The sequence below is a fragment of the Lentzea nigeriaca genome, from assembly GCF_016907955.1.
GTDB classification, from domain to species: domain Bacteria; phylum Actinomycetota; class Actinomycetes; order Mycobacteriales; family Pseudonocardiaceae; genus Lentzea; species Lentzea nigeriaca.
Genome location: NZ_JAFBCX010000015.1, coordinates 1 through 24,972, shown reverse-complemented (window position 1 = coordinate 24,972; position 24,972 = coordinate 1). Strand labels below are relative to the sequence as shown.

Sequence of the window (24,972 nt, the reverse complement as noted above, 5' to 3'; positions counted from 1 at the left end):
TTGCAAAGGATAGCTGGGCGATCATCTGGCGCGTGACGAACGACCGCACGGACTCGCGCCCGACCGAGGCGCCGCCGATCGCCACCGCCCGGCTGGACCTGCTTCCGCTGCGGGTCGAGCACGCCGCCGAGATGGCCGAGGTGCTGGCCGACCCGGCATTACACACGTTCATCGGCGGCGCCCCGTACTCGCCGGAAGCACTCCTCGCCCGCTACGAGCGACTGGTCGCGGGCTCCCCCGACCCGGCCGAACGCTGGCTCAACTGGGTGATCTTCGTGCGCGACGAAGGCTGTCTCGCCGGCACGGTCCAAGCGACCGTCGCCAACCACACCGCCGAGATCGCGTGGGTCGTGGGCACGCTGTGGCAGGGCCGCGGCATCGCCACCGAGGCAACACGAGGTCTCGTCGGCTGGCTCCGCACGCAACCGGTTCACACCGTGATCGCGCACATCCACCCCGACCACCATGCGTCCGCCGCCGTGGCCACCTCAGCGGATCTCACCGCCACCGACCAGTGGCATGACGGCGAGGTCCGGTGGCAGCGCCCCTTGCAATGAGTCTTTTGCGGACGAAGTCCAAAGAGTCGTTGCTAAGGCGCAGGTGGCACGGCGTGTTGTAACCGATATATCAGTCGGCCATGCGTTCGCCGAGGCGCCTGGCGAGGTCGGCGACCTCGTCGTCGGGCAGATCGAGGTGGCCGCGAGAGGGCTCGAAGACGGCGATCTGCTGATCTTCGTAGGGAACGCCCGGTGGCAACGGCGCGAGGTGCCAGTGCACGTGCCGGTTGGCCTGCTGGCTGCCGAGCGACAGCACGTACAGCCGCTCGACCGGCAACAGCTCACTCAAAGCGGTGCCCGCCCGGTGCACGACCCGCTGGAGCGCCACGTACTCGTCCGGCGTGAAGTCGCCCACGGCGTGCTCCCGGTGGTCGACCGGCGCCACGAGGAAGTGCCCGAAGACCGACGGGAACCTGCTCGCGAAGACGACGGCGACCTCGTCGCGGTGGGCGACGTGGTGCGGGTAGTCCGGATTGCCGGTGAGGAGTTCGCAGATGAAGCAGGCCCGCCGGGCGAGCGAAAGGTAGTCGTCGGGGTCCCACGGCACACGAGTCGTCATGATTCACGTCTACGCCGAACTGATATATCGGCCGATGTATCAGTTCGGCACGTCAGTCGTCGGAGCCGTCGCCGATCACGTCGCGCGACACCTGGGCGTGCGCGAGGCGCCGCACGGCCTTGATGACGGCATCGCCGATGAGCGTGCCGACGACCATCCCCTCGATGACGTCGTCGGACGAACCGCGCCGCGCGATGTACTCGAGGTCGGCCTGGGCGATGATCTTCAGTCCCTCCAGGTAGGGGTCGAGCAGCTCGTGGAAGTGGTCGTGGCCGACTGAACGCGCGGCCGACAGCGCGGAGGCGAGCATGTGCGTCACGTTGCTTTCGGTGACGTCGACGCACTTGCGCTCGCCCTGCCGTTCGAAGAAGGCCCGGACGTCCTCGACGGCGAGCGGGTTGAGCTCGACCGAGCCCGGCTCGCTGATGGCCTCCTGCACGGCGCCGAGCTTGTTGTGCAGTGAGTCGCCGCGGGTGTCGATGGCGCCGAGGACCTCGCGCACCGCCGCGATGGAGAGACCGCCGACGTCCACGAGAGCGCGCACCAGCCGTAGCCGGCGGAGGTGCTCGTCGTCGTAGTGCGCCTGGTTTGGGCTGGTCAGCACGCCGGCGGGCAGCAGTCCCTCGCGCAGGTAGTACTTGATCGTCGGCACCGGGACGCCGGACATCTTCGAAAGCTCGCCAACACGCATATGGATAGTGTACCTTCCCGATAGCGGAGAGTTCCGCTATCCATTCTGGAGGGGGTTCAGATGTTGAAGACGGCGTACCACTGGCACCGGCCGTTAATGCTCTTCACGCTGTCGATGGTCGTGCTCACCCCGATCGCCGCGCTCGGCATGCTGCTGGACGACCGGGTCCTGCTCGACTCGCCGATCTGGTTCAAGCCGTTCAAGTTCGCGGTGTCGTTCACGCTCTACAGCGCCTCGCTGGCGTGGTTCACCAGCCTGCTCGAGGGGCGCCTGCACAAGATCGCGTGGTGGCTCGGCACTGTGTTCGCGGGGGCTGGTGTCGCCGAGATGGCGATCATCGTCCTCCAGGTCACCAGAGGTAAGCGCAGCCACTTCAACTTCGAGACACCGCTGGACGGAGCGTTGTTCGGGGCCATGGGCGCGCTGGCGATGGTGCTGTTCAGCACGAGCCTGGTCATCGCGATCCTGCTGTTCCGCAAGAAGTTCGACAACCCGGCCCAGAGCTGGGCGATCCGGCTCAGCCTGATCGTCGCGCTCGTCGGCATGAGCGTCGGTTTCCTCATGACCCAGCCGCGCGCCGGCCAGTCGCGTGAGGGCGGCGTGATCGGCAGCCACTCGATCGGCGGCCCCGACGGCGGCTCGTACATGCCTCTCACCGGCTGGAGCACCGTGCACGGCGACCTGCGCATCGGACACTTCATCGGCATGCACGCGGTGCAGGTCCTGCCCCTGCTGATCTTCTTCGCCGGCCGGTGGGCCAACACTCGCCTCGCTTGGGCGCTGAGCGGCGGCTACCTCGGCCTGACCGTTCTCGTCACCTGGCAGGCGTTGCGCGGCCAGTCGATCGTCAACCCCGACGGCCTCACCCTGATCGTCGCCGCCGCTCTCGTCGTCGCCACCGCACTGGGAATCGTGTGGGCACGGCAGCCGCACGGCCAGAACAACAACAAGGAGCTCGTGACCGCATGACCGCCACCCTGTTCAGCCTGACGTTCCTGCTGGCCGCACCGTTCTGGGCCCTCATGATCTTCGCGCCGAAGTGGTCGTGGACGAAGCGGATCGCCGACTCCTACCTGATCATCCTGCCGGTGGTGGCGATCTACGTCGTGCTCATGATCCCGGTGCTGCCCGAGCTGTTGCCGCTGGTCACACGTCCGGAGCTGCCGGCGCTGGCCGAGTTCATGAGCACCGACGTGGGCGCGGCGCTGGTGTGGGCACACATGATCGCGTGGGACCTGTTCGTCGGGCGCTGGATGTACCTGGAAGGGCGTCGCCTGAACGTCCATCCGCTGGTGATGGCACCCGTTCTGGTGATCACGATCCTGCTGGCTCCGGTCGGGTTGCCACTGTTCCTGATCGTGCGCAAGGTGTGTGACGCAACGAACAGGGGTGCCGCTGTGGTTACCCACCAGTAACTAGGGCTAGAGTTGGCGTTACCGACCGGTAGGGATGTCGCGCACCCCCTGCCCGGTGGACAGAGTTGTCACCACAAGTGGAGGAGACGCCGTGGCCGCACCAGCAGCGCCGGCACGCGTTCGGAACGTGGTCTTCGTCGACGGCGTCCGGACGCCGTTCGGCAAGGCCGGCCCCAAGGGGATTTTCGCCGAGACCCGTGCCGACGACCTCATCGTGAAGGTCATCCGTGAGCTGCTGCGCAGGCACCCCGAGCTGCCGCCGGAGCGCGTCGACGAGGTCGCCATCGCGGCGACCACGCAGATCGGCGACCAGGGCCTCACGCTCGGTCGCACGGCGGCGCTGCTCGCGGGCCTGCCGAAGTCGGTCCCCGGTTACTCGATCGACCGCATGTGCGCCGGCGCGATGACCGCCGTCACCACCGCGGCGAGCGGCATCGCGTTCGGTGCCTACGACATCGCCATCGCGGGCGGTGTCGAGCACATGGGCCGCCACCCGATGGGCGAGGGCGTCGACCCGAACCCGCGCTTCCTGTCGGACAAGATCGTCGACACCAGCGCTCTGGTGATGGGCCAGACCGCGGAGAACCTGCACGACCGGTTCCCCCACATCACCAAGGAGCGCACGGACGCCTACGCGGCCGCCTCGCAGGCCAAGTACGCCGACGCGCTGAAGAACGGCAAGATCGGCCCGGAGCTCGTGCCGGTCGCGACCCGTTCCGCCGAGAACGGCTGGGGCCTCGCCACCGCCGACGAGCCGCCGCGTCCGGGCACCACGGTCGAGGACCTGGCGAAGCTCAAGACGCCGTTCCGCCCGCACGGCCGGATCACCGCGGGCAACGCGGCCGGTCTGAACGACGGCGCGACCGGCTGCATCCTCGCCGAGGAGGAGACCGCGCGCGAGCTCGGCCTGCCGATCGGCATGCGGATGGTCGGCTACTCGTTCCTGGGTGTCGAGCCCGAGGTCATGGGCATCGGCCCGGTTCCGGCCACCGAGAAGGCTCTGGAGCGCGCCGGCCTGTCCATTGAGGACATCGGCCTGTTCGAGGTCAACGAGGCGTTCGCCGTCCAGGTGCTCGCGTTCCTCGACCACTTCGGCATCGCCGACGACGACCCGCGCGTGAACATGTGGGGCGGCGCGATCGCCACCGGTCACCCGCTGGCTTCTTCCGGCGTGCGCCTGATGACGCAGCTGTCGCGTCAGTTCGCCGAGCGGCCGGACGTCCGTTACGGCCTCACCACCATGTGCATCGGCATCGGCATGGGTGGAACGGTCATCTGGGAGAACCCGAACTGGAGTGGCAAGTGACCATCACCGCTGAGGAAGCAAAGGCGATCTTCCCCGACGAGGTCGTCACCGTTGCCAAGACCCGTCTGATCTCCGTGCCGGGCCTGGACAAGCCGGTCGCGTTCATCACGATCGACAACGGCCTGGACCACACCCGTCCGTCGACGTTCGGTCCGCAGTCGCTGGTGTCGCTCAGTGCGGCGTTCGACGAGGCCTATGCGGCCCAGCCCGCCGCGATCGCGGTGACCGGCAAGCCGTTCATCTTCGCCGTCGGCGCCGACCTGACGGCCGTGGAGAAGGCTTCCGACCGTTCGCAGGGCGTGACGATCGGCCAGCTCGGCCACGACGTCTTCAAGAAGTTCACCGACTCGGACATCCCGACCTTCGCCTTCGTCAACGGCGCGGTCATGGGCGGCGGGCTCGAGCTCGCGCTGTCGTGCCACTACCGCACGCTGGCGTCGAACGCGGCCGCGATCGCGCTGCCCGAGGTGTTCCTGGGCCTGTTCCCGGGCTGGGGCGGTACGCAGCTGCTGCCGAACCTGATCGGCGCCAACGACGCCGTGACGGTGATCTTCGAGAACGCGTTGAACCAGAACAAGATGCTCAAGCCGAAGGAAGCTCTGGCGCTGGGCATCGCGGACGTGCTGTTCGACTCCGCCGACTACCTGGAGCAGTCGCTGCTGTGGCTGTCCGGTGTCGTGCGCGGTGAGATCACCGTGCCGCGCAAGGAGATCGACCGCGGCGAGGCGTGGGACGCCGCCGTCGCGCGCGCCAAGGCGATCGTGCACGGCAAGACCAAGGGTGCGGCGCCGGGTGCGTTGAAGGCGCTGGAGCTGCTGGAGCTGGCGCGCGAGAACGACCTCGACAAGGGCTACGCCGCCGAGACCGAGGGCCTCGCGGACCTCGTCATGAGCGACGAGCTGCGTGCCGGGCTGTACTCGTTCAACCTGGTGCAGAAGCGCGCGAAGCGTCCGGCCGGCGCGCCGGACAAGTCGCTGGCGCGCAAGGTCACCAAGGTCGGCGTCGTCGGCGCCGGTCTGATGGCCTCGCAGATGGCGCTGCTGTTCATCCGCCGCCTGCACGTGCCGGTCGTGCTGACCGACATCGACCAGGCACGCGTGGACAAGGGCGTCGGCTACGTCCACAGTGAGATCGACAAGCTGGCCGGCAAGAAGCGCATCTCGCCCGACGAGGCGAACCGCCTCAAGGCGCTGGTCTCCGGTTCGCTGGACAAGGCCGCGTTCGCCGACGCCGACTTCGTGATCGAGGCCGTGTTCGAGGACCTCGCCGTGAAGCAGCAGGTGTTCGCCGAGGTCGAGGAGCACGTCTCCCCCGAGGCCATCCTCGCCACGAACACCTCGTCGCTCTCCATCACGCACATGGCGTCGAAGCTCAAGCACCCCGAGCGGGTCGTGGGCTTCCACTTCTTCAACCCGGTCGCGGTCATGCCGCTGCTGGAGATCGTGCGCGCCGAGCAGACCGACGACGCCACCCTGGCGACGGCGTTCGCGGTCGGCAAGCAGCTGAAGAAGTCCTCGGTGCTGGTGAAGGACGCGCCCGCGTTCGTCGTGAACCGCCTGCTGACCCGCTTCATGGGCGAGGTCATCAAGTCGGTCGACGAAGGCACCTCCTTCGAGGTCGCAGACAAGGCCACCGAGCCCCTCGGCCTGCCGATGTCGCCGATGATCCTGCTGCAGCTGGTCGGTTCCGCCGTCGCGCTGCACGTGTCGGAGACGATGCACAACGCGTTCCCGGACCGCTTCTCGGTGTCGGAGAACATGAAGAAGTTCGTCGCCGCGGGCAAGGGCGCCGTCTGGCAGTGGGACGCCTCCGGCAACCAGACCGTCGACCCCGAGGTCCTGGCGCTCTGGGAGTTCGGTGACTCCCCGCTGACGGGCGATGAGGTCAAGACCCGTGCGCTGGAGGCCTTGGCCGAGGAGATCCGGATCATGCTCGACGAGGGCGTGGTCGCGGAGGCACAGGACATCGACCTGTGCATGATCCTGGGCGCCGGATGGCCGTTCTGGCTGGGCGGCATCACGCCCTACCTGGACCGCACGGGCATCTCGGAGAAGGTGACGGGCAAGCGGTTCCTGGCGCCCGGCGTGGCGTCCGTGCCCGCCTAGCAGGGCCTGCTGAAGCCCCGGTTCCCTCGACGGGGCCGGGGCTTCTTCATGCCTGGCAGACCAGCTCTTCCGGCGCCTCGCCGCCGCAGGCGCCGTCCATGCTCATGTGCCGAGCGGCGTGCAGGGCCTGGCCGAGCCGCTCGGCGAGCCCGTCGAGCTTGCTCGCGTGCGACCGCAGTTCGGTCGGCAGAACATCGAAGCCGGTCACCGTCACCACGCCGACCTGATGTACGACTCGTCCTCGTTATCGTCTGGCCGCGCGGTCGCCGAACCGGATGTCACCTGGATGCGGTCGATCCGGGATCGCAGTTCCTGCAGGCGGTCCACGCGTTGCCGCAACGCCGATCGACTCGCCATCGATTCGGTTCGGGCTCAGTCCTCGGTTTCGGGCTGGTACTGCTCCGCGCTGCCGTCCTGCCGGATGAAGTAGGCCTCGATGTTCGTGGCACGCAACGTCACCTCGGACCCGGCCACCAGGTCGCGGTAGCGCAGCAGGTCGGGCAGCCCGAGGGCCACGATGTCGAACGGGTGCTTCTGGCGGAGCATCAACGACCGCCGCAACGCCTCGCTGAACGCCCGGCGGGGCGAGTCGTCGTCCTCGGGGACCTCCACCAGCGCGCCTTCGAGCTGACGTTCGAGCGCGGCCCGCACGTGGTCTGCCGTGCACCAGGCCGCGATCTCCGTGAGAGTCATGTGTCCCGTATCGGGAGAATTCGCGGGATCATTAGCAGTCCGGATGTTTCGATCAGGTCATGATGTCCCGGCCAGCGATCCTTCTCGACGTCGACGGTCCGTTGAACCCGTACCTCGCGAAGCCGACCCGGCGTCCGGCCGGCTACACCACGCACCGCATCCGGCCCGCGGGTTTCTCCCGGCCGTTGCGCGTGTGGCTGGATCCGTCGCACGGACCGTGGCTGCTGTCGCTCGCCGCCGCGACGGGTGCGGACCTGGTGTGGGCGACGACGTGGGAGCACGAGGCGAACAAGTTCATCGGGCCGCGTCTCGGGCTGCCCGAGCTCGAGTGGATCGACTTCGGCGGCGGTGGGGCCGACCACCGCGACGGCAACCACGGCAAGGTTCCCGCGATCACCGAGTGGGCGGGCACGCGGCCGATCGCGTGGCTCGACGACGAGTTCCAGCCGCGCGATCCGGAGTGGGCGGCTGCCCGGCCGGGCACGCTCCTGGTGCCGGTCGACCCACGCCGGGGCATCGGCATCGATCACCTGGAGCAGGTCCGGTCGTTCCTCACCGCGCTCCCGCGCTGATATATCGGCTGCCCTTGCAATGAGACGTTTGCGGGCGAAGTCCAAAGACTCGTTGCTAAGGTGCTGGTCAGGCGGCGATATATTGGTTAGCTGCGGCGGTTGGTTCGGATCAGGCCTGACGGATCGGCACGACCTCCACGAGCCGCTCGATGTCCTTGAAGTCTTTGACGTTCATCGTCAGCACCGGCATCTTGGCGACCGCGGCGGTGGCCGCGATCTGCAGGTCCATCCGCCGCGGACGAGGGCTGCGGCCGGCACGCCGCACCAGCGAGGCCATCTGCCCGTAGACCTTGGCCTCCTCGACTCCGAACGGCAGCACCTCGAACGTCTGCACGGCCGCGTAGTACCGCTCGGTGCGAGCGAAGCGCTCGACCGGGTCGTCGGTGTCCAGCCCGAACGCCAGCTCCGCGATCGTGATCGCACTGAGGAACGGCTGCGCGTTGAGGTAGGGGCCCAGATTCGCCCGCTCGAGCCTGATCAGGACACAGGTGTCGAGCAGGCAGCGGCTCAGGTCTGCCACGGGTCTTCCATCGGGTCGTCCTCACCGAAGACCTCGTCGGCCGCTTTCCGGTCGGCCTCCCAGCGGTCGAGGTCGACCGACGGCAGAGTTCCGAACAGCACCTGGACATCACCCAGCGGTGGCCGGGACACGACTTCCTCCCGATACGGCAGGAGTTGCGCGACCGGCTTGTTGTTCCGGGTGACGACGAAGCCCTCACCCGCCTCGACCCGTCGCATGATCTCCGCGTTGTCGTTGCGGAGCTCACGCTGTCCGATGGCTTTGAGCTGCATGACCCAACTGTAGCTCAAATAGCACAAAAGTGCTACAGAGTAGCTACAGCCCGGCCTGGATATCCGGAACGCGTGATCAGGGTCGGCACGTCGGGCTGGCGCTACCCGGAATGGCGCGACGGCTTCTACCGCGGCATCCCGCAACGGCGCTGGCTCAGCCACCTGGCCAGGCACTTCGGCACGATCGAGATCAACGGCTCGTTCTACCGGCTCCAGCCACCGTCGAGCTACCAGAAGTGGGCGGCCGAGACCCCGGACGACTTCCTGTTCGCCGTCAAGGGCTCGCGACTGATCACGCACCACAAACGCCTGCGCCACATCGAGGACGCACTGCAGAACTTCACGTCCTCGCTCGCGCTCGGCACCAAGCAGGGCCCGATCCTCTGGCAGCTGCCGTCCACCCTGCGCTTCGATCCCGCGGTCCTGAAGGACTTCCTCGCCGCCCTCCCGCCGGGCAGGCACGCCTTCGAGCCGCGCCACGAGTCGTTCCGCACCGACGCCTACTTCGATCTTCTGCAGCAGCACAACGTCGCCCACGTCGTGTCCGACGCGCCGACGTTCCCGTGTATCGAGGCCGTCACCGCCGACTTCGCCTACATCCGCCTGCACGGCCACGACGAGCTGTACATCAGCTCCTACAGCGACGAACAGCTGGACGAGTGGGCGAGCAAGATCCGCGACTGGGACCGCGACACGTTCGTCTACTTCGACAACACCATGAAAGGTGCCGCGCCGGGCAACGCCCAAAAGCTGGCGCAACGCCTCGGCGTGCCGCTAGCGTCACATACGTGAAGATTGCTCGCGTCTCGGCCACCCTGCTCCTGGCCGCGAGTCTCGTAGCTCCCGCGCAGGCGGAACCGGCGTCCTGGACCGGCCCGCTGAGCACGCGCGGACGGTGGATCGTCGACGCCAACGGCGACCGCTTCAAGCTGAAGTCCGGCAACTGGCACGGTGCGAGCGGCACCTGGAACGGTTCCGGCGACATCAACGACCCCTCCAACCACCACGCCGGCGAGAAGGCCGACCAGGTCCCTCTCGGGCTGGACCGCACGACCTTGGCGACGATCATCAGCGGCTTCAAGGAGATCGGCGTCAACAGCGTCCGGCTGCCGTTCTCCAACCAGATGATCAAGGACACCAACCCGGTCAACGGCCTGAAAGACGCGCTGCTCAACGGCAAACGGCCGCTCGAGATCTACGACGCGGTCATCGAAGAACTGACGCGCAACAACCTCGCCGTCATCCTCAACAACCACACCACCACGTCGAGGTGGTGTTGCGGCGTCGACGGCAACGAGCGGTGGAACACCAGCCAGAGCACGGATCAGTGGATCAACGACTGGGCGTTCATGGCCGGCCGCTACAAGGCCAACAAACGCGTCGTCGGCGCGGACCTCTACAACGAGGTGCGCCGCAACATCTGGGACGACCCGAACTGGGGCTGGGGCAACGACCACGACTGGCACAAGGCCTCGCAGCAGGCCGCGGACCGCATCCAGCAGACGGCACCCGATCTGCTGGTCATCGTGGAAGGCATCAACTGGACCGGCATCCCCGTCGACGGCTTCGCGCACGGACGGCCGACGCTGGAGCCCGTGCGATACCTCAGCCACACGCTCGCGAACCCCGACAAGCTCGTCTACTCCGCCCACTTCTACGGCTACACCGGGCCGAACCACAGCGGCGCGACGGGAACCGGCGAGACGAGCGACCCGCGCTACCAGGACCTGTCGCCGCAGGAGCTGACGGATGTCCTGCAGCGCCAGGCGTTCTACGTCACCGAGGCGCAGAAGCACTTCACCGCGCCGTTGTGGATCAGCGAGTTCGGCGTCGGCGGCCGTGAGGAGAGCAACCCCAAGGCGCGCGACTGGTTCGAGCGGTTCGTGAACCACCTGATCGCGGCGGACGCGGACTTCGCGTACTGGCCGTTGGTCGGGTTCCACGACAACCGTCGTGGCAACGGCTGGGCACTGTTGCACTGGGACGCCGACGGAAACCGCATGGGTGTCAACGACGGCGACGACTGGCGCGCGCCGGCCTGGAACCGTCTCGTCAATGCCCCGCAACGAACCGGACAGATCCCGCGCGAGACCCGGTGGAACATGCTCCTCAAGGAATCCTGTCCGCAGAACGAAAAGCTCGTCGGCGTCAGCCACACCGGCAACCGCGGCCTGTGCGTCAGCGGTCCACAGTGGAGCAATACGACCAGGGTCACCAACGAGCAGCACGTGACCGACGACTGGGCCGTCGGCTACACGAAACTCCAATGTCCGCAAGGAAACGCGGCCGTCGGGTACGTGAGCTTCACGCTGATCTGCGCACCGATCGCCACCGGAAGCAACTCACGGGTGCTGTGGTTCGACCGCGGCGACAACCTGCCGGACCAGGGCGGCGACTGGGCCAACGGGCACTACAAGGGCCAGTGCGCGCAGGACGAGCACATCGCCGGTGTCGCCTACAACTGGCGCAGGACACCGGACGCGTTGCTCTGCCGGAAGTGAATGCCGAAGTACTGAAGAAACGCGGCCGCAGGATCCTCGACCGGAGTCGAGGTCTTGTGGCCGTCTTTCGTGATCACGACCTTCTCGTTCGTCACCGTGATTCGCCCGTCCAGGCGCGCCAGCGTCGCCCGTGGCCCCTTGCGGAAGCCCGACTCGGGCGCGGTCTGCTGCCACCAGCAGGTCGGCACGAACTCGGCCAGCGAGCGCGGCCGCCGTTCCAGCCGGTAAGTGGGCTGACCGTCCATCAGCACGTCCACGTCGTCGCCGGCATCCACCAGCCGGAACACGCCGAACGGGTCCTCCTGGTCCTCCCTCGACGTCCACGACAGCGGGTGCAGCGTGAAGGCCCCGAACCCGACGTCCACCAGCCACGCGTCGTCGACCAGCAGCGCCAGGTGGTCGAACAGGGGACCGAACGCCTCGCCGTTGAACACCCGCGCCGCCAGCAGCTGGACGTCGTACCCCAAGTGCCGCAACAACTCCGCGAACAACCCGTTGAGCTCGTAGCAGAACCCGCCCCTCCGCCGCACCACGATCTTGTCGTACAGCCACGGGATCTTCAGCACGATCCTCGTGTCCATGTGGGTGTCGAGGTTCTCGAACGGGACGCTCAGCAGGTGCCGTTCGTGCAGCTCCGCCAACGACGAGTCCCGCGATGCGCCGATGCGCTGTAGGTAAGCCTCCACCGTGCCACGATAACCACATGGGCGAGGTCAGGATCGGTACTTCGGGGTGGGTGTACCCACCTTGGCGCGGCACGTTCTACCCCAAGGGCGTCACGCAGAAGCGCGAGCTGGCCTACCTGAGCGAGCAGCTCAACTCCGTGGAGATCAACGGCTCCTTCTACTCGCTGCAACGCCCGTCGAGCTACCAGAAGTGGGCCGCCGAGACCCCGGACGACTTCGTGTTCGCGGTGAAGGGCAGCCGGTTCATCACGCACATGAAGCGCCTCAAGGACGGCAAGGAGCTCCTCGCAAACTACCTCGCGTCCGGCGTCCTCGCGCTGGGCCCGAAGCTCGGCCCGATCCTCTGGCAGCTCCCTCCCACGCTGCAGTTCGACGCCGACCTGCTGACCCGCTTCTTCGAGGGCCTCCCCCGCACCACCACCGAAGCCGCCGAGATCGCGAAACGCCACGACCACCGCGTCGATCCGGCCCACACCACGACGGACGCCGAACGCCCGATGCGGCACGCGCTCGAGATCCGCCACGACAGCTTCACGACACCTGAGTTCTGCGACCTGCTCAAACGCCACGACATCGCACTGGTCATCGCCGACGCGGCCGGCAAGTACCCGTTGATCGAAGAGGTCACGAGCGACTTCGTCTACGTGCGGCTGCACGGCCACGACGAGCTGTACGTCAGCGGCTACACCGACGAAGGCCTCGACATGTGGGCGACCAAGATCCGAAAGTGGCGCCGGCACCACGACGTGTTCGTCTACTTCGACAACGATGCCAAGGCCTACGCCCCGCGCGACGCCAAAGCGCTCCAAGATCGTCTGGCGGTTTGACCCAAACGGACGCACACTGATCCAGACGGAGGTGCGCCCACATGTCGACGAAGAGCCTCATCGCCGCATTGGTGATCACCGCAGGAGCGGTTGCCTCGAGTGGGATCGCCGTAGCGCAGAGTGACAAGAGCTGCGACAAGGGCGAGTTCTGCGTGTGGGCCGGGCCCGACTACACGGGGGCCGTCCAGCGCCTCGACCTGGAGACCGCGAACCCCGGCGAGTGCATCCCGCTGAACGTCGTCGGCAAGTCCTTCGTCAACCGCCTGAGCAGGGACGCGACCGTCTATCAGCGGGAGAACTGCTCCACCGAGGCGGAGTTCACCACGTACCCCAAACACGGCACCTACGTGCCCGACGCGTACTTCGTGATCCGGGCGCTCGAGGTGTGGGGTCCATAACGAGGCCGAACTACTTTAGTCACCCTATGTAACACCACCCGATCGTGTGAGTACTCACCAGTAGGTCTCATTTGGTGCCTAAGTTGCCGCCCTATCGAGTGGTGGCAGCTGGAGGAAATGTGACCGTGGCGGGTGAAGCCGGGTTACTCGAACTGATGGCCGGGCGACTGGCCAAAGACGATCTCACCCCACGTGCGGCGGAACTGGTGATCGCGGCGTGCCGCGGGGAAGCGGCATTGGACCGCGCGCTCACCGGCGTGCCCGCCGAGGAGGAGGCGCCGAAGGAGCAGACGGACGGGCCCGGCCAGGGGATCTTCGTGTCCGAGATCCGGGTGCGCGGCTTCCGCGGCATCGGTCCCCAGGCACGCCTGCCGCTGGCGCCGGGACCGGGTCTGACGGTCGTCACCGGACGCAACGGCTCTGGCAAGTCGAGCTTCGCCGAGGCCGCGGAACTGGCGCTGACCGGCTACAACGCCCGCTGGACCCGTGCACGGCACGACGTGTGGCGGCAGGGCTGGCGCAACCTGCACCAGAACGACACCGCCGTCGAACTGGAGCTCGTCCAAGCCGGGCAAGCGGACCGGACGACGATCCGAAGACGCTGGGCGGCCGACGAGGACCTGGCTCAGGGCGAGTGGACGCAGGACGACGAGCCGTTCGACGGCCGGAGATGGCACGACGCGCTGGAGACCTACCGGCCGTTCCTGCCCTACAGCGAGCTGGGGACCGTCCTCGACGCACAGCCTGAGGACCTCTACGAGGCGTTGCACCGTCTACTGGGGTTGGAAGCCATAACCGAGGCACAGCAGTCTCTCGCCGAGCACCGCAAACGCCTCGCCGAGATCGTCGCCCGTCCCTACGACCGGCGGGAACGTGTGCGCGCGGAGCTGGCGGCGTCCCCTGACGAACGCGCCCGCCGTGCCGCCGAGCTGCTCGGCAGCGACTCCCCCGACCTCGACGCGATCGCGGACCTGGCGCTGGGCGCGGACGTCGCCGGCGGGACCAGCCTGCTGCACCAGATCGTGGACCTGGCGCCGCCGCCCGACGACGAGATCGACCGGTGCCGCGAGACCCTGGACCTGGCGCTCGGCGCGGTGACCATGGTGGCGACGGACAACGCGCAGGACTCGTTGCGGTGCAGCGAGATCCTGCGGCTCGCCATCCAGCTGCAGGAGTCCGGCGGCAACCAGGCGTGCCCGGTGTGCGACCTCGGCAGGCTCGACGGGCTGTGGCTCGCCAAGGCCAAGGAACGCGCCGAGCACCTCGCCAAGGCCGCCGCGGAGCTGCACGACGCCGCGGACCGGCTCGACGTGGCGGTCGCGGCCGCGCGGGCGTTGTGCCAGCCGGCGCCGGACGTGCTGCTGGAAGCGCAGGACATGCTCGACACGACCTCCGCGCTGCAGGCCTGGCAGGCGTGGTACGACTGCGTCTCGATCGACGACCCGGTGCGGCTGCGGCGCGAGCTCTTCGACCGCTACGCCGAGCTCGTGGCGACGATCGAGACGGTGAAGTCGGTGGCACGCGAGCAGATCGACCGGCGCGACCTCGTGTGGCGGCCGATGGCGATCGCGTTGTTCGAATGGCACTCCCAGGCGCAGCAAGCGCTTGCGGACGCCGAGGTGCTCGCCGACGTGACCGAGGCCGAGAACTGGATCCGCAAGACCGCGGCGACGCTGCGGGCCGAGCGCATCGCGCCGTTCGCCAAGGAGTCGCAACGGATCTGGCAACGACTGCGGCAGCAGAGCAACGTCGACCTGGGCGCGGTGCGGCTCGGCGGCACGCGCAACGTCGAGCTGGACGTGTCGGTCGACGGCGTCTCGAACTCGGCGCTGGCGGTGATGAGCCAGGGTGAGCTGCACTCGCTGGGGCTCGCGTTGTTCCTGCCGCGCGCGATGGTGGACGAGAGCCCGTTCCGGTTCGTGGTGATCGACGACCCGGTGCAGGCGATGGATCCGTCCAAAGTGGACGGATTGGCCCAGGTTCTCGCCGACGTCGGGCTGACCCGTCAGGTCGTCGTCTTCACGCACGACGAACGGCTGGTGGAGGCGCTGCGGCGGCTCAGGCTCCCGGCGACCGTCTGGGAGGTGTGCCGCGGCGAGGAATCCGTCGTGCAGGTGCGCATGTCCGACGATCCCGTCGGCCGGTGCCTGAACGACGCGCGTGCGATGCGTGGTGACGAAGACCTGCCGGAGGCGTTGAGGGCCGAGCTCGTGGCGTCGTGCTGCCGGGCCGCGCTGGAAGCCGCTTCGCACGCCCGGTTCCGGCGCGAACGGCTCGGGCGCGGCATGCCGCACGCCGAGGTCGAACGCGTACTGGAGTGCGCGTTGACGACCAGGCAGAAGATCGCGCTGGCCGTGCTCGACGACCTCGCCGAGCAGGGAAAGCTGTTGCGGCATCTGGAGGACGTCGTCGGCTCGTGGGCGGTGGACCTGCTGCAGGCGTGCCGTGTCGGTGGCGACGGCGGCGATCTGGACGTGCTGATCCGCGACACCGAACTGCTCGCGGGGTGGTTGCAGCGATGAGTCTCCCTTCCGACGTCCAGGACCGCCTGATCTGCGTGGGCAACCTGCTGGCGCGCCCGGAGCAGCTCGACGGCGTGCGGATCCGGTGCTGCGCCGAGCTGTTGCGCACGGCGGTGGAACGGTCGGTCGCCCGCGCCTGCGGTGCCGAGAACACCGACCAGCCCGTGCACGCGTTGCTGATCAATCTCCCGTCCCATGTGGACGCGGACGTGGCGCACGACGCCTCGCAGCTATGGCACGCGCTGAGCCGCGCGATCCGGCACCACGGCTACGAACTGACCCCGACCGTCGCGGAACTGCGCGGCTGGCACACGGACACCACGTCCGTCGTCGAAGCGCTTCAGCCGACCCTGACCCTGTCCGGCACCATCGACCTCACCCGAGGGCTCCCGTGAAACTGCTGCTGTTCGCGGACCTGCACCTGGATACCCGCTTCGCCAACGCGGGTCCCGCGCGACGCCGGGCGTTGCGCGAAACTCTGGGCCGCATCGTCGATCTCGCGGAGGAATCGCGCGTCGACGCGATGCTCTGCGCCGGCGACCTGTACGAGCACGATCGTTGCTCCCCCTCCACGGCCTCGTTCCTGCGCTCGTCGTTCGACTGCTCGGTGCCGGTGTTCCTGGCGCCGGGCAACGACGACTGGTACGGAGCGCAGTCGGTCTACCAGCAGGTGGACTGGACGCCGAACGTGCACGTGTTCTCCTCGGAGAACCTGACGCCCGTGGAGCTCGCCGACGGCGTCACGCTGTGGGGCGCCGCGCACGTGGGACCTGGTCCCGCGCGCGACTTCCTGGACGGTTTCGCGGTGAACCGGTCCGGCGTGAACCTGGCGCTGTGCCACGGATCCACGCCGGACGACGTCGCGATCACGGGACTGGACCACGCCTTCCTGGGCCATGTGCACACGCCGGAGCACGCCGCGCGGTACACGTTCCCCGGCAACCCGGATCCGTTGACACCGGGCGAAACCGGCGAGCGCGGAGCCGTTCTGTGCACCGTGCACGAGGACGGAACGGTGTCGCGCGAGGTGTTCGACGTGTCGGCGTCGAAGTCGCTCGGGCTGCTGGCGGAACACACCGAGGCGTTTCCTTTGCTGGACTTCGATTCCGTGGCCGCTGAGCGAACCGTGCGCGGCCAGTTCGTGCGTGACGTGCTCGCGGATCCGTCCCTGGACACGGCGTTGCGCGGCCGGGTGCTCGCCAAGGGCCTGCGCGCGTTGGAGGAGCGATGAGGATCGAATCGGTGACCGCGCACGCCTTCGGGCCTCTGCACGACAGGACGCTGCCGCTGGCGGCGGGCCTGACCGTGGTGTCGGGAGCGAACGAGTCCGCGAAGTCGTCCTGGCACGCCGCCATCCGCGCGGCCCTGTGCGGCGAACCGTCGCCGCGGTACCGCCCGTGGCAAGGCGAGTCGTGGCGGGTGTCGGCGACGGTGTCGCTGGACTCCGGCGAGGTTGTTTCAGTCGACCGCGACCTCGACGACGACACCTGCGAGGACATCGCACGCCACGTGGGCTTGGACCGCATGTCGTTCGCCGCCACCGCGTGCGTCGACCAGGCTCAGCTGTTGTCGGTGCTCGACGCGGCCGACGGCCTGCAGGACCACCTGCGCCGCGCCGCCGCCACCGCGGGCACCGACGGCACCGTAGAGCAGGCGTTGCTGCGGCTGAACGCCCCTGTCGACGCGTTGCACAACGCCCGCAACCGCTTGCGTGAAGCGGAAACCGACCTGGTGGCGGCCCGTCGGGAGCATTCGCGTTATCTGGAACTGTGCGCCCAGGCCCGTTCCGCCGCCGCGGCACGCGCCCGGTTGGCCGTCCAGTCGCACGCTCTCACGTTGGAGGCGCTCACCACCCGCGCGGCTCGCCTGGCCGAACTGCAGGAGCGCTTCGGCGACAAACCGCCGTCCGGCCTGGCAGCGCAGGAGGAACTGACCCACGTGGTCAACCGCGCGCTGGCCGCGTGGCGCGCCGCCCCCACCCCGCGCGTGCTGACCGGACCTTCGGCGGCGACGCTGGAAGGCGAGCTGGAAGCCATTCCGGACTTCCCGCTCGGCGAGACCGCGGTCGACGACGACCTCCGCGTCGTCGCCAGCGCCTACGAGACCGCCGCCGCGGTCGCCGCGGCCCACAACGAGCGCCGCCCGTCGCCCGCCACGACCGCGGAACCGGCGGTCCTGCGCGGCTTGGCCACACGCCTGGACCCGGCCAGCGGCTCCCGCCTGACGACCGCGTCCATCGAGGTGGACACCGCCCGCCAGTACCAGGACGAAGCCGCCGCCAACGCCGCGCGCGCTCAGGTCGAGGCCGACGTCGCGGCCGCGCGTGTGCAGGAAATCGCGATGCCGAACCCGTTCCTGCGCAACGCTCTGCTGGCCCTGAGCTGCCTGACGTCGCTGGTCGGCCTGCTGCTCTTCCTGGTGGACCAGGAGACGGCCGCCGCGGGTGTCCTCGTCGCCGCGCTGGTCGCCGGCGTCGGCGGAGCCCTGGCCCGCGGCAACGCACCCCAGCGCGAAGCCGCCGTGGCCTTCGCCGCCGACCGCGCCGCAGCCGCCAACCAGGCGCGAGGCCTGTTGTTCGTCGCGGACCGCAAACTGGCGGAGGCCGAGGGACAGCGCGCCGTCGCCCTCGAAGCCGTTCGCGTCCACGACGAGGCCGCCGGCACGTGCGCGTCGCTGGGCATCCCGCCGGACCGCGAAACGTTGTGGCGCCTGGCCAACCGCGCCGCGTGGGAGGCCGAGCACGCCGACCTGCTGTGCGAGGTGGCGCGCACGGAGAAGGTCGTCCGCGTGGAACTGGCCGCCCGCGGCAAGGTCGACAACGCGATGTCCGTGCCGAACCTGCTGATCGACTACGAAACCGACTGCAAGGTCCGGGCACGCCAGGCGTTGATGGCCGCTCAGCGTCCGTTGCTGGCACAGGCTTTGGAGGACCGTCTCCTGGCGGAAGCGACCGTCGCCGAGGCCACCGCCGCCCACCACCGCGCCCTGATCCTGCTGCGCGAGGCCGTGACCGCGATCGGCGGCTCCGGCGAACGCCCGGAAGACCTGCTGCGCGCGATCGCCGAGTGGCAACGCGGCTGGGACCGGAGGCTGCGCGAGGCCGAGGAGGAACGCAACGCGTGGGCCGAACTGCAGGTGCTCCTGGCCGACGGCACGCTCGACGACCTGGAGACCAAGCTCTCCGCCGCCCAGACCCACCACGCCTACCTGCAGGCGGACGCCCTGCGCTACGCCGCCTGCGCCCCGGTCGACCCCTCCCTGGCCGCGTCGTGCGACTCCCTGGCCGCGGCCGTCGCCGAACTCGCCCGCGACCTGCCCAGCGTCGCCGAGGCGGAGGAGGCGATGCAGGCCGCCGCCGCCGAGCTGGCCGACGTGACAGCCGAGGTCGAGGCGATCGACCTGGCCTCGCGCTACCTGACCGCGGCCCGGGAGAAGGTGCACAGCACGATCGCTCCGGCGCTGGAGAACACCCTTCGTTCGTGGCTGCCGTTGGTAACCGACGGGCGGTACGTGGACGCGGCCGTGGATCCGTTGTCGCTGACCGTGCGCGTGTGCACGGCCTCTGAGTCGTGGCACCTGGCTTCGTTGTTGTCGTTGGGCACGGCCGAGCAGGTTTATCTGCTGCTGCGGGTGGCGCTCGCTCAACACCTCGCGACCGAGGCATGTCCGTTGTTGCTGGACGACGTCACCGTGCAGGCGGACGATGCCCGCACGCGGGCGGTGCTGGATCTGTTGCTGCGATTGTCGGAGGACCGGCAGATCGTGGTGTTCGCGCAGGAGAACGCCGTGGTGGAGTGGGCGGAGGAACGGCTGGGTGAGCGGGACGTGCTGCACCAGCTCACGCCCGTGGCGGCCTGACTCTGGACGCGACGTATCCGACCTGCGGTTTCCCGGAATTGTCAGACCCCGTCGCTACGGTCGATCCCATGACCAACGCCGCCTTCCGCAAGCTGACCCCGACCACCGACGAGCGGCTGGCCGAGCTGGGCCTGCGCCTGTCCGTGCTGGACCGGGCGATCGCCGCCGGCATCGACGCGCGGGCCGCCTCGCCGCCGTTCGGGCCCACCAACGCGCCGGGGTTGCTCGACTGGATCCACCGGGTCGGCACGTTGCGGGAGCTGCTGGCGGGTGAGGGGTGGCAGCGGCTCGATCACTGGAACGCCGGGCTGGTGCGGCATCCGTCGCGGCCGATCCTGCTCGGCACGTTGCAGGGCAATCGGGGAACGGGGTCGCCGGACGCGCCGTTGCGCAGCGACTACGCGAAGGGGCCCGCGATCACCGCGATGATGCGGGACAACGACCACGACCAGTTCGCGCTGTTCGAGAACGCGCGCAGCGAGGGGCTCAAGCTGTGGTTCCTCGTCACGTACCCGGTGCAGCTGGAGGATCGGCTCGTGGTGTTGCGCGAGGTGTCGCAACCGGAGCCCACCCCTCAGAACCAGATCATCGAACGGTGGGCGCACCGGATCCCGTTGCCGCCGATGAACTTCCCGCAGACCAGAACGCCCAATGTGGACGGTCCGGAGGAGGTGGACTTCCCCATCGCCCTGCGCCGCTGAGCTACGCCGGTGAGCTCGACCTTGCGGTCACCGTCCCGCCAGACGACCGACCTGGCCTTGGTGCGGCCGATGTAGGCGGTGATCACCTTCCCCAGGGTGGCGGTCGTCGCCGTCGAGAACGTGCCGGGTGATGATCAGCTCGCCGAGCTGTGCCCCCGTGCCCGACTTGGTGTTGGCCGGTGCTTCGGTCTCGGTCCGGACGACCTTCACAGCCCGGTCGTGCGGAGATCCTTGAACAACGACGCCGTCAGGCGGTGCAGTTCGGCGTCGTCCACGGCGCCGGTGACCACCAGCGGCTTCGCCTCGGTCACCCCGCACGTAGGCCAAGGCTGTCCACCGCCGTGGTCCGAGCGGCCCAAGCGCAACCGATCGGACTCACCGCCCCCGCGTGGCGCCCGGCCGCGCCAGAGGTGAGAATGGCTCGATCATGCTCACCCCGTCGCGACTCACGCTCGCCCGCACCCGGCGCGGCCTCACCGCGGCCGAACTGGCGCGCAAGTCCGGGGTGCCGGCACGGGCCATCGGCGAGTACGAACGCGGCCTGCGCAGACCCAAGCCCGCCACGACCGAGTCGCTGGCCGGTGCGCTCGGGTTCCCCGCGGCCTTCCTCACCGCACCGGAACCGCCCCGGCCGCAGGGCACGGCGGTCGACAGCCAGGCGAAGGCCGCGGCGCAGCTCGCGATCGAGTTCAACGCCTGGCTGGAGCGTCTGTTCGTGCTGCCCCAGCCGGACCTGCCGCCGCCGACGACGTCGCCGGGCGACACCCGCCGGGCGTGGCGGCTCGACATCGCGCCGGCACCGAACATGGTGCAGCTGCTGGAGTCCCACGGCGTCCGGGTGTTCTCGCTGCCGGTCGACTGCGCCGCCGAGGAAGCGTTCTCCTTCTGGCACAACGGAACCCCGTACGTGTTCCTCAACCCGACGGCGACGCCGGAGCAGGCGCGGTTCGACGCGGCCGTCCAGCTCGCCGTCCTGCTGGGACACGACGAGCCGGAGGAGTTCGCCGCCGAGTTCCTCATGCCGCACGAGCAACTGCCCGGCACGAACCACCTGCACTGGCACGTCGCGAAGGACCGGTTCACGGCCAGGACGAGGGCGCACAACGACTTCAGGGGCGGCATGGCCCGCCGCGAGACGTCGAAGCTGCTCACAAAGGTGTTCAAGGTGTTGCGCGAGAACGGCTCGACTCCCCTGCACGTCGCCAAAGAACTGAACCTCGGCCTGGAAGAGCTCAACGGCCTGGTGTTCGGCCTCGTCCTCACTGCGCTGCCAGGTGGCGGAGAACCAGGACCGCGAGGACGCGCTCGCCTCACCCTGGTCCACTGATCGACCGTTGTCGGTTACGGGCTGGAGTGCCAAGCCAGTTGTACTAGGCCAAACGAGCGATTTCTGAAACACATCGCCCGACATCCCCGACACTGAGAGTGACGGGGATGTCGAGTCGTGAGGACGGCCCATGACGATGCAGCAACGCACAGAGCCTTCGCCTGCCGCAGTCCTGATCGCTGTCGCCGTTCTCGCGCTGGTTCTGACCGTTGCTTTCGGCCCGCTGGGCTTCGTCATCGGGCTCGCGTTGTTCGGGTTGATGTTCATCGGCACCAAGAACAGAGCGACCTCCGAGCAGGTCGTCCCGACGCGCACCCGCACCCGCATCCGGCGCCTGTCCACGGCGGGGCGGGTCGCGATCGTCGGGGAGTCGCACTACCAGGACGCCATCTCGGAGGTCGCCCGGCACGCGTCCGCGCGTTACCTGGACGACGCCATTCCGGCGACCGCGGTGCTCGTGCCGGAATCCGCCAACCGGCACGACGAGCACGCCGTCCGGGTCGACCTGCTGCGCGGTGACGGGTCCGCGATCACCGCCGGCTACCTGCGCGGTGACCAGGCAGCCGACTACCAGCCACTTCTTCTCGAACTGGCGCGACGCGGCGAGGTCGGCTCGTGTCCTGCCCGGATCATGGGCGGCGGCCAGCGCCACTACGGCGTGCACCTGCACCTCGGAGTTCCGCGGCTGCTGCTGCTCGACCACGAGGCCCTCGGCACGGCGCCGACGATGCCCGCCGAGCAGCAGGTCACTGTAATCGGCGAGGAAGCCCATCAGCACGTGCTGCACCGCGTGGTCAACGGCCGGACACCCGTCCATGTCATCGCTGAACTCCGCGACTGCCGCATCAGCCACGGCACGCACGTCGGCGAGCACACCCTCGAGGTGCTCCTCGAAGGCGAACTCATCGGCCAGCTCAGCTACGCGATGGGCCTGCGCTACTGCGACATGGCGCAGGAGTGGCGCGCACGCACGGGGCGCGCGCTCTGCGAAGCCGTGATCACCAACGAGGGCACGCGCGGTCTTCAGGCGAAGCTGCTGCTGCCCAAGTAGTCCGCGAACGTTCGCGGCTCACGGCCGAGAACCCGCTGCACACCGTCGGACAGGTGCGCCTCGGCTCCCGTGCGGATGCGCACGAGCAACATGGTGACGAGGTCGGCGATCTCGTCGGGGTAGCCCAGCGCCCGCATCGACGCGGCGAACTCGTCCGGGGCGACGTCGGTGTAGAGGACCGGGTCGCCAGTCACCTCGACGATCCGCGCCAGCATCTCGGCGAACGACAACGACTCCGGCCCGCTCAGGTCGTAGGTCTGCCCCGCGTGCCCTGCTTCGGTCACTGCGACGACGGCGACCTCGGCGATATCCAGTACATCAATGAACGGGTGGATGCCCTGACCAGCGGGTACCGCCAGCTCACCGTGCCGGACGGGCGCGGCGAACAGGTCCTCGTCGAAGTTCTGCATGAACCACGTCGGCCGCAGGATCGTCCACTCGACACCGGACGACTTGATCGCCTCTTCGAACGGGTCGTCGTCCGGTGCACCGCGCATGGACAGCAGCACGAACCGGGTGACCCCGAGCTTCACCGCGAGAGCCACGAACTCCGCAAGCAGTGCTGGGTTCTCCGGCGGGACGACGTAGACCGCGGTGGTGTCGGCGAGGGCCGGTTCCCAGGTACTGGGGGCGGTCCAGTCGAACTTCGTCGCCGACGACCTCGACGCGGGCCGCCCCGCCTGGCCGAGAAGTTCGGTGACGCGACGACCGGTCTTGCCGGTGGCGCCGAGCACGAGGATCGTTGACGGCTTGATTCCGCTCAATGTTGACATGACCAGAGCCAATCAACATTGACGCGGACGATCCATGCCTGATCGACCGGCATTCTTGCTCGTTCGTCTACGTGGTACTTAGTGGGCATGAGTGAGCGTGATCTCGTGGACCTGAGGGATGCGTTGCGGGCGTTCGCCGCTGCCCGCGACTGGGACAGCTACCACACGCCCAAGAACCTGGTGATGGCGTTGTCCGCGGAGGTCGGCGAACTCACCGACCTCTTCCAGTGGCTCACGCCCGAAGAGGCGAAGAATGCGATGAAAGACCCAGACCTCGCCTGGAACGTGCGCGATGAGCTCGCGGACGTGATGCACTACCTCACCAGGCTGGCGGACAAGCTCGGTGTCGACCTCGTCGAGGCCGCGTTCGCCAAGATCGAGCGCAATGAGCGGCGGTTTCCCACGGGGGACCTGCGGCCGGTGCCTGTCGAGAAGGGTGAGTTGTGAGTCTGCAGAACGTGCAGGTCCTGCACGTGCACCAGAAGGTCACGTTCATGACCAACCGCTACGAGGTCTTCGTCGACGACAACGGCCAACCCGGCGAGCTGGTCGGCTTCGCCGAGCAGAAGAAGTTCAAGATCAAGGAGCGGATCACGATCTACACCGACTCGTCGAAGAGCCAGGTGCTGTTCGAGTTCAACGCCCGCAAGGCGCTCGACCTGGGCAGCGGCTACGACGTGACCGACGCGAACGGCCGGTCGATCGGGTTGTTCCGCAAGGACTTCGCGCGGTCGTTGATGAACTCGACGTGGCACCTCGAGCAGCCGAACTGGGGAACGACGACGGGCTCGGAGCGGAACAAGATCGTCGCGGTCGTTCGCCGGCTGTGGCAGTGGATCCCTTTCGTGGGCGAAGCGCCGTTCCCCTTGCGGTATCACTTCGACTTCACCACGGAGAACGGCGCTCCCGTGTTCAGCGTCGACAAGAAGACCTGGATCCGAGACCACTACCTCGTCAAGATCCAGGATCCTGGCGTCGACCGCCGGCTCGTGATCGCTCAGGCCGTCGCGCTCGACGCGCTGCAGTCCCGCTAGAGGTACGTCAGCAGGAGGAGAATCAGGCACACCAGCAGCACGACGCCGAGCACTGCGGGCAGGATTGACTGCGAGGACGGCGCGGGCTCGCGGGCGTGCCTGCCCCGCCTCCTGCGCGCTCGCCACCGCAATGGTGCCTCCCCTGCCCACTGATCGTTCATGACGATCACGGTAGGGACGGGCAACCCGAGCCTGACTCACGTCACCCGCTCGCTCGGGTCTCATCACCCGGTCGGCGGCTCAACATGAAAAAACCCTGCGGGGAGTCGCTTTTGGCAACTCGACCCGCAGGGCCACATTAAGTTCGGCGGCGACCTACTCTCCCACACCGTAACCAGTGCAGTACCATCGGCGCAGAAGGGCTTAACTACCGGGTTCGGAATGGGACCGGGTGTGTTTCCCCAACGCTATAACCACCGAAACACTATGAAATTACAACCAGCCGACTCTCGTCGACCATCGGTTCTGGTTGTTCTTCCAGAACCGCACAGTGGATGCGTAGCGTCTTCGTAACAAGTCCTCGGCCTATTAGTACCAGTCAGCTCCAACCGTTACCGGTCTTCCACCTCTGGCCTATCAACCCAGTGGTCTAGCTGGGGGCCTT

General features: G+C 68.2%; 29 protein-coding genes and 2 rRNA genes. 19 read left to right on the top strand and 12 right to left on the bottom strand.

The genetic code is table 11. The annotated features are described in order from the left end of the window. The first annotated feature begins 32 nt into the window (after positions 1-32). Positions 33-557, top strand: a complete 525-nt coding sequence (locus JOD27_RS35390) for a GNAT family N-acetyltransferase (protein WP_307830510.1) — start codon at positions 33-35, stop codon at positions 555-557. 70 nt (positions 558-627) lie between these two features. Here JOD27_RS35390 and JOD27_RS35385 read toward each other — a convergent pair whose 3' ends face one another. Together JOD27_RS35385 and JOD27_RS35380 are read right to left on the bottom strand one after the other, a co-directional pair. Further along, positions 628-1,116 carry an HIT family protein gene (locus JOD27_RS35385; RefSeq protein ID WP_204766692.1) on the bottom strand — a complete coding sequence of 163 codons (489 nt, stop codon included), beginning with the start codon at positions 1,114-1,116 and terminating at the stop codon, positions 628-630. Between the two features lie 52 nt (positions 1,117-1,168). Then, positions 1,169-1,807 (bottom strand): MerR family transcriptional regulator, encoded by a 639-nt coding sequence (locus JOD27_RS35380; protein WP_204766691.1) that lies wholly within the window; start codon positions 1,805-1,807, stop codon positions 1,169-1,171. A 60-nt stretch (positions 1,808-1,867) separates the two neighbouring features. Between JOD27_RS35380 and JOD27_RS35375 the strand changes: the two genes are divergently transcribed. The 4 genes from JOD27_RS35375 to JOD27_RS35360 are packed head-to-tail and all read left to right on the top strand — an operon-like array spanning position 1,868 to position 6,633. Continuing rightward, positions 1,868-2,776 (top strand): hypothetical protein, encoded by a 909-nt coding sequence (locus tag JOD27_RS35375; protein ID WP_204766690.1) that lies wholly within the window; start codon positions 1,868-1,870, stop codon positions 2,774-2,776. Beyond that, on the top strand, positions 2,773-3,222 hold the full coding sequence (locus JOD27_RS35370) for an ABA4-like family protein (protein WP_204766689.1): 450 nt from the start codon (positions 2,773-2,775) through the stop codon (positions 3,220-3,222). Before JOD27_RS35375 ends, JOD27_RS35370 begins: the two co-directional genes overlap by 4 nt. A 34-nt stretch (positions 3,223-3,256) precedes the next feature. Further along, positions 3,257-4,528: a thiolase family protein gene (locus JOD27_RS35365; RefSeq protein WP_239570403.1), complete on the top strand. Its 1,272-nt coding sequence runs from the start codon at positions 3,257-3,259 to the stop codon at positions 4,526-4,528. Then, the gene (locus JOD27_RS35360; protein WP_204766687.1) at positions 4,525-6,633 is read left to right on the top strand and encodes a 3-hydroxyacyl-CoA dehydrogenase NAD-binding domain-containing protein; all 2,109 of its coding nucleotides are present in this window, start codon (positions 4,525-4,527) and stop codon (positions 6,631-6,633) included. Before JOD27_RS35365 ends, JOD27_RS35360 begins: the two co-directional genes overlap by 4 nt. A gap of 46 nt (positions 6,634-6,679) precedes the next feature. Here JOD27_RS35360 and JOD27_RS35355 read toward each other — a convergent pair whose 3' ends face one another. Together JOD27_RS35355 and JOD27_RS35350 are read right to left on the bottom strand one after the other, a co-directional pair. Beyond that, on the bottom strand, positions 6,680-6,841 hold the full coding sequence (locus tag JOD27_RS35355) for a hypothetical protein (protein WP_204766686.1): 162 nt from the start codon (positions 6,839-6,841) through the stop codon (positions 6,680-6,682). 164 nt (positions 6,842-7,005) lie between these two features. Further along, positions 7,006-7,326 (bottom strand): hypothetical protein, encoded by a 321-nt coding sequence (locus JOD27_RS35350; RefSeq protein ID WP_204766685.1) that lies wholly within the window; start codon positions 7,324-7,326, stop codon positions 7,006-7,008. 59 nt (positions 7,327-7,385) lie between these two features. Here JOD27_RS35350 and JOD27_RS35345 point away from each other — a divergent pair, with 59 nt between their 5' ends. Next, positions 7,386-7,898: an HAD domain-containing protein gene (locus tag JOD27_RS35345; RefSeq protein ID WP_204766684.1), complete on the top strand. Its 513-nt coding sequence runs from the start codon at positions 7,386-7,388 to the stop codon at positions 7,896-7,898. 109 nt (positions 7,899-8,007) lie between these two features. On the opposite strand, the gene JOD27_RS35340 is transcribed toward JOD27_RS35345, so the two are convergent. Both JOD27_RS35340 and JOD27_RS35335 read right to left on the bottom strand, forming a co-directional pair. After that, on the bottom strand, positions 8,008-8,418 hold the full coding sequence (locus tag JOD27_RS35340; RefSeq protein ID WP_204766683.1) for a type II toxin-antitoxin system VapC family toxin: 411 nt from the start codon (positions 8,416-8,418) through the stop codon (positions 8,008-8,010). Beyond that, the gene (locus JOD27_RS35335) at positions 8,406-8,690 is read right to left on the bottom strand and encodes a type II toxin-antitoxin system Phd/YefM family antitoxin (protein WP_204766682.1); all 285 of its coding nucleotides are present in this window, start codon (positions 8,688-8,690) and stop codon (positions 8,406-8,408) included. The genes JOD27_RS35340 and JOD27_RS35335 overlap by 13 nt, the downstream gene beginning before the upstream one ends. Positions 8,691-8,762: 72 nt before the next feature. On the opposite strand from JOD27_RS35335, the gene JOD27_RS35330 reads away from it, so the two are divergent. Together JOD27_RS35330 and JOD27_RS35325 are read left to right on the top strand one after the other, a co-directional pair. After that, positions 8,763-9,482, top strand: a complete 720-nt coding sequence (locus tag JOD27_RS35330) for a DUF72 domain-containing protein (protein ID WP_204766681.1) — start codon at positions 8,763-8,765, stop codon at positions 9,480-9,482. Further along, positions 9,479-11,191 carry a cellulase family glycosylhydrolase gene (locus tag JOD27_RS35325; protein WP_307830509.1) on the top strand — a complete coding sequence of 571 codons (1,713 nt, stop codon included), beginning with the start codon at positions 9,479-9,481 and terminating at the stop codon, positions 11,189-11,191. Before JOD27_RS35330 ends, JOD27_RS35325 begins: the two co-directional genes overlap by 4 nt. Here JOD27_RS35325 and JOD27_RS35320 read toward each other — a convergent pair. Then, the gene (locus JOD27_RS35320; protein WP_204766680.1) at positions 11,146-11,877 is read right to left on the bottom strand and encodes an arylamine N-acetyltransferase family protein; all 732 of its coding nucleotides are present in this window, start codon (positions 11,875-11,877) and stop codon (positions 11,146-11,148) included. The genes JOD27_RS35325 and JOD27_RS35320 overlap by 46 nt on opposite strands. A 17-nt stretch (positions 11,878-11,894) precedes the next feature. On the opposite strand from JOD27_RS35320, the gene JOD27_RS35315 reads away from it, so the two are divergent. The 7 genes from JOD27_RS35315 to JOD27_RS35285 all read left to right on the top strand — a co-directional run bounded on the left by JOD27_RS35315 (position 11,895) and on the right by JOD27_RS35285 (position 20,183). After that, positions 11,895-12,704: a DUF72 domain-containing protein gene (locus JOD27_RS35315; protein ID WP_204766679.1), complete on the top strand. Its 810-nt coding sequence runs from the start codon at positions 11,895-11,897 to the stop codon at positions 12,702-12,704. A 41-nt stretch (positions 12,705-12,745) separates the two neighbouring features. Further along, positions 12,746-13,102 (top strand): peptidase inhibitor family I36 protein, encoded by a 357-nt coding sequence (locus JOD27_RS35310; RefSeq protein ID WP_204766678.1) that lies wholly within the window; start codon positions 12,746-12,748, stop codon positions 13,100-13,102. A 119-nt stretch (positions 13,103-13,221) separates the two neighbouring features. Next, positions 13,222-15,624: an AAA family ATPase gene (locus JOD27_RS35305; RefSeq protein WP_204766677.1), complete on the top strand. Its 2,403-nt coding sequence runs from the start codon at positions 13,222-13,224 to the stop codon at positions 15,622-15,624. Continuing rightward, positions 15,621-16,019, top strand: a complete 399-nt coding sequence (locus tag JOD27_RS35300; RefSeq protein ID WP_204766676.1) for a hypothetical protein — start codon at positions 15,621-15,623, stop codon at positions 16,017-16,019. Before JOD27_RS35305 ends, JOD27_RS35300 begins: the two co-directional genes overlap by 4 nt. Further along, positions 16,016-16,855, top strand: a complete 840-nt coding sequence (locus JOD27_RS35295) for a metallophosphoesterase family protein (protein WP_204766675.1) — start codon at positions 16,016-16,018, stop codon at positions 16,853-16,855. The genes JOD27_RS35300 and JOD27_RS35295 overlap by 4 nt, the downstream gene beginning before the upstream one ends. Beyond that, positions 16,852-19,482: an AAA family ATPase gene (locus tag JOD27_RS35290; protein ID WP_204766674.1), complete on the top strand. Its 2,631-nt coding sequence runs from the start codon at positions 16,852-16,854 to the stop codon at positions 19,480-19,482. The genes JOD27_RS35295 and JOD27_RS35290 overlap by 4 nt, the downstream gene beginning before the upstream one ends. A 68-nt stretch (positions 19,483-19,550) precedes the next feature. Beyond that, on the top strand, positions 19,551-20,183 hold the full coding sequence (locus tag JOD27_RS35285; protein WP_204766673.1) for a hypothetical protein: 633 nt from the start codon (positions 19,551-19,553) through the stop codon (positions 20,181-20,183). Positions 20,184-20,210: 27 nt separating this feature from the next. Here JOD27_RS35285 and JOD27_RS35280 read toward each other — a convergent pair whose 3' ends face one another. Beyond that, positions 20,211-20,393 carry a hypothetical protein gene (locus JOD27_RS35280; RefSeq protein ID WP_204766672.1) on the bottom strand — a complete coding sequence of 61 codons (183 nt, stop codon included), beginning with the start codon at positions 20,391-20,393 and terminating at the stop codon, positions 20,211-20,213. Between the two features lie 217 nt (positions 20,394-20,610). Between JOD27_RS35280 and JOD27_RS35275 the strand changes: the two genes are divergently transcribed. Together JOD27_RS35275 and JOD27_RS35270 are read left to right on the top strand one after the other, a co-directional pair. Next, positions 20,611-21,510: an XRE family transcriptional regulator gene (locus JOD27_RS35275; protein ID WP_204766671.1), complete on the top strand. Its 900-nt coding sequence runs from the start codon at positions 20,611-20,613 to the stop codon at positions 21,508-21,510. A gap of 130 nt (positions 21,511-21,640) precedes the next feature. Then, positions 21,641-22,561 carry a hypothetical protein gene (locus JOD27_RS35270; protein ID WP_204766670.1) on the top strand — a complete coding sequence of 307 codons (921 nt, stop codon included), beginning with the start codon at positions 21,641-21,643 and terminating at the stop codon, positions 22,559-22,561. On the opposite strand, the gene JOD27_RS35265 is transcribed toward JOD27_RS35270, so the two are convergent. Further along, complete coding sequence (locus JOD27_RS35265) at positions 22,534-23,334, bottom strand: Rossmann-fold NAD(P)-binding domain-containing protein (RefSeq protein ID WP_204766669.1); 801 nt, start codon at positions 23,332-23,334, stop codon at positions 22,534-22,536. The genes JOD27_RS35270 and JOD27_RS35265 overlap by 28 nt on opposite strands. An 87-nt stretch (positions 23,335-23,421) precedes the next feature. Between JOD27_RS35265 and JOD27_RS35260 the strand changes: the two genes are divergently transcribed. Beyond that, positions 23,422-23,781, top strand: coding sequence for a nucleotide pyrophosphohydrolase (locus JOD27_RS35260; RefSeq protein ID WP_109642528.1), 360 nt, complete (start codon positions 23,422-23,424; stop codon positions 23,779-23,781). Continuing rightward, positions 23,778-24,368, top strand: a complete 591-nt coding sequence (locus JOD27_RS35255) for an LURP-one-related family protein (protein ID WP_204766668.1) — start codon at positions 23,778-23,780, stop codon at positions 24,366-24,368. Before JOD27_RS35260 ends, JOD27_RS35255 begins: the two co-directional genes overlap by 4 nt. Here JOD27_RS35255 and JOD27_RS35250 read toward each other — a convergent pair. The 3 genes from JOD27_RS35250 to JOD27_RS35240 all read right to left on the bottom strand — a co-directional run. Next, positions 24,365-24,529: a hypothetical protein gene (locus JOD27_RS35250; protein ID WP_157985172.1), complete on the bottom strand. Its 165-nt coding sequence runs from the start codon at positions 24,527-24,529 to the stop codon at positions 24,365-24,367. The genes JOD27_RS35255 and JOD27_RS35250 overlap by 4 nt on opposite strands. A 141-nt stretch (positions 24,530-24,670) precedes the next feature. Continuing rightward, positions 24,671-24,789: ribosomal RNA gene (rrf, locus tag JOD27_RS35245) — 5S ribosomal RNA — on the bottom strand. Between the two features lie 87 nt (positions 24,790-24,876). Continuing rightward, a 23S ribosomal RNA gene (locus JOD27_RS35240) occupies positions 24,877-24,972 on the bottom strand; the annotation flags it as partial.

What these genes read in the sequence shown, in the direction of transcription:
- JOD27_RS35385 (WP_204766692.1), bottom strand. Translation starts at nt 1,116, where the DNA reads ATGACGACTCGTGTGCCGTGGGACCCCGACGACTACCTTTCGCTCGCC.
- JOD27_RS35380 (WP_204766691.1), bottom strand. Translation starts at nt 1,807, where the DNA reads ATGCGTGTTGGCGAGCTTTCGAAGATGTCCGGCGTCCCGGTGCCGACG.
- JOD27_RS35375 (WP_204766690.1), top strand. Translation starts at nt 1,868, where the DNA reads ATGTTGAAGACGGCGTACCACTGGCACCGGCCGTTAATGCTCTTCACG.
- JOD27_RS35370 (WP_204766689.1), top strand. Translation starts at nt 2,773, where the DNA reads ATGACCGCCACCCTGTTCAGCCTGACGTTCCTGCTGGCCGCACCGTTC.
- JOD27_RS35365 (WP_239570403.1), top strand. Translation starts at nt 3,257, where the DNA reads ATGTCGCGCACCCCCTGCCCGGTGGACAGAGTTGTCACCACAAGTGGA.
- JOD27_RS35350 (WP_204766685.1), bottom strand. Translation starts at nt 7,326, where the DNA reads ATGACTCTCACGGAGATCGCGGCCTGGTGCACGGCAGACCACGTGCGG.
- JOD27_RS35345 (WP_204766684.1), top strand. Translation starts at nt 7,386, where the DNA reads ATGATGTCCCGGCCAGCGATCCTTCTCGACGTCGACGGTCCGTTGAAC.
- JOD27_RS35335 (WP_204766682.1), bottom strand. Translation starts at nt 8,690, where the DNA reads ATGCAGCTCAAAGCCATCGGACAGCGTGAGCTCCGCAACGACAACGCG.
- JOD27_RS35315 (WP_204766679.1), top strand. Translation starts at nt 11,895, where the DNA reads ATGGGCGAGGTCAGGATCGGTACTTCGGGGTGGGTGTACCCACCTTGG.
- JOD27_RS35310 (WP_204766678.1), top strand. Translation starts at nt 12,746, where the DNA reads ATGTCGACGAAGAGCCTCATCGCCGCATTGGTGATCACCGCAGGAGCG.
- JOD27_RS35300 (WP_204766676.1), top strand. Translation starts at nt 15,621, where the DNA reads ATGAGTCTCCCTTCCGACGTCCAGGACCGCCTGATCTGCGTGGGCAAC.
- JOD27_RS35290 (WP_204766674.1), top strand. Translation starts at nt 16,852, where the DNA reads ATGAGGATCGAATCGGTGACCGCGCACGCCTTCGGGCCTCTGCACGAC.
- JOD27_RS35285 (WP_204766673.1), top strand. Translation starts at nt 19,551, where the DNA reads ATGACCAACGCCGCCTTCCGCAAGCTGACCCCGACCACCGACGAGCGG.
- JOD27_RS35275 (WP_204766671.1), top strand. Translation starts at nt 20,611, where the DNA reads ATGCTCACCCCGTCGCGACTCACGCTCGCCCGCACCCGGCGCGGCCTC.
- JOD27_RS35270 (WP_204766670.1), top strand. Translation starts at nt 21,641, where the DNA reads ATGACGATGCAGCAACGCACAGAGCCTTCGCCTGCCGCAGTCCTGATC.
- JOD27_RS35265 (WP_204766669.1), bottom strand. Translation starts at nt 23,334, where the DNA reads ATGTCAACATTGAGCGGAATCAAGCCGTCAACGATCCTCGTGCTCGGC.
- JOD27_RS35260 (WP_109642528.1), top strand. Translation starts at nt 23,422, where the DNA reads ATGAGTGAGCGTGATCTCGTGGACCTGAGGGATGCGTTGCGGGCGTTC.
- JOD27_RS35250 (WP_157985172.1), bottom strand. Translation starts at nt 24,529, where the DNA reads ATGAACGATCAGTGGGCAGGGGAGGCACCATTGCGGTGGCGAGCGCGC.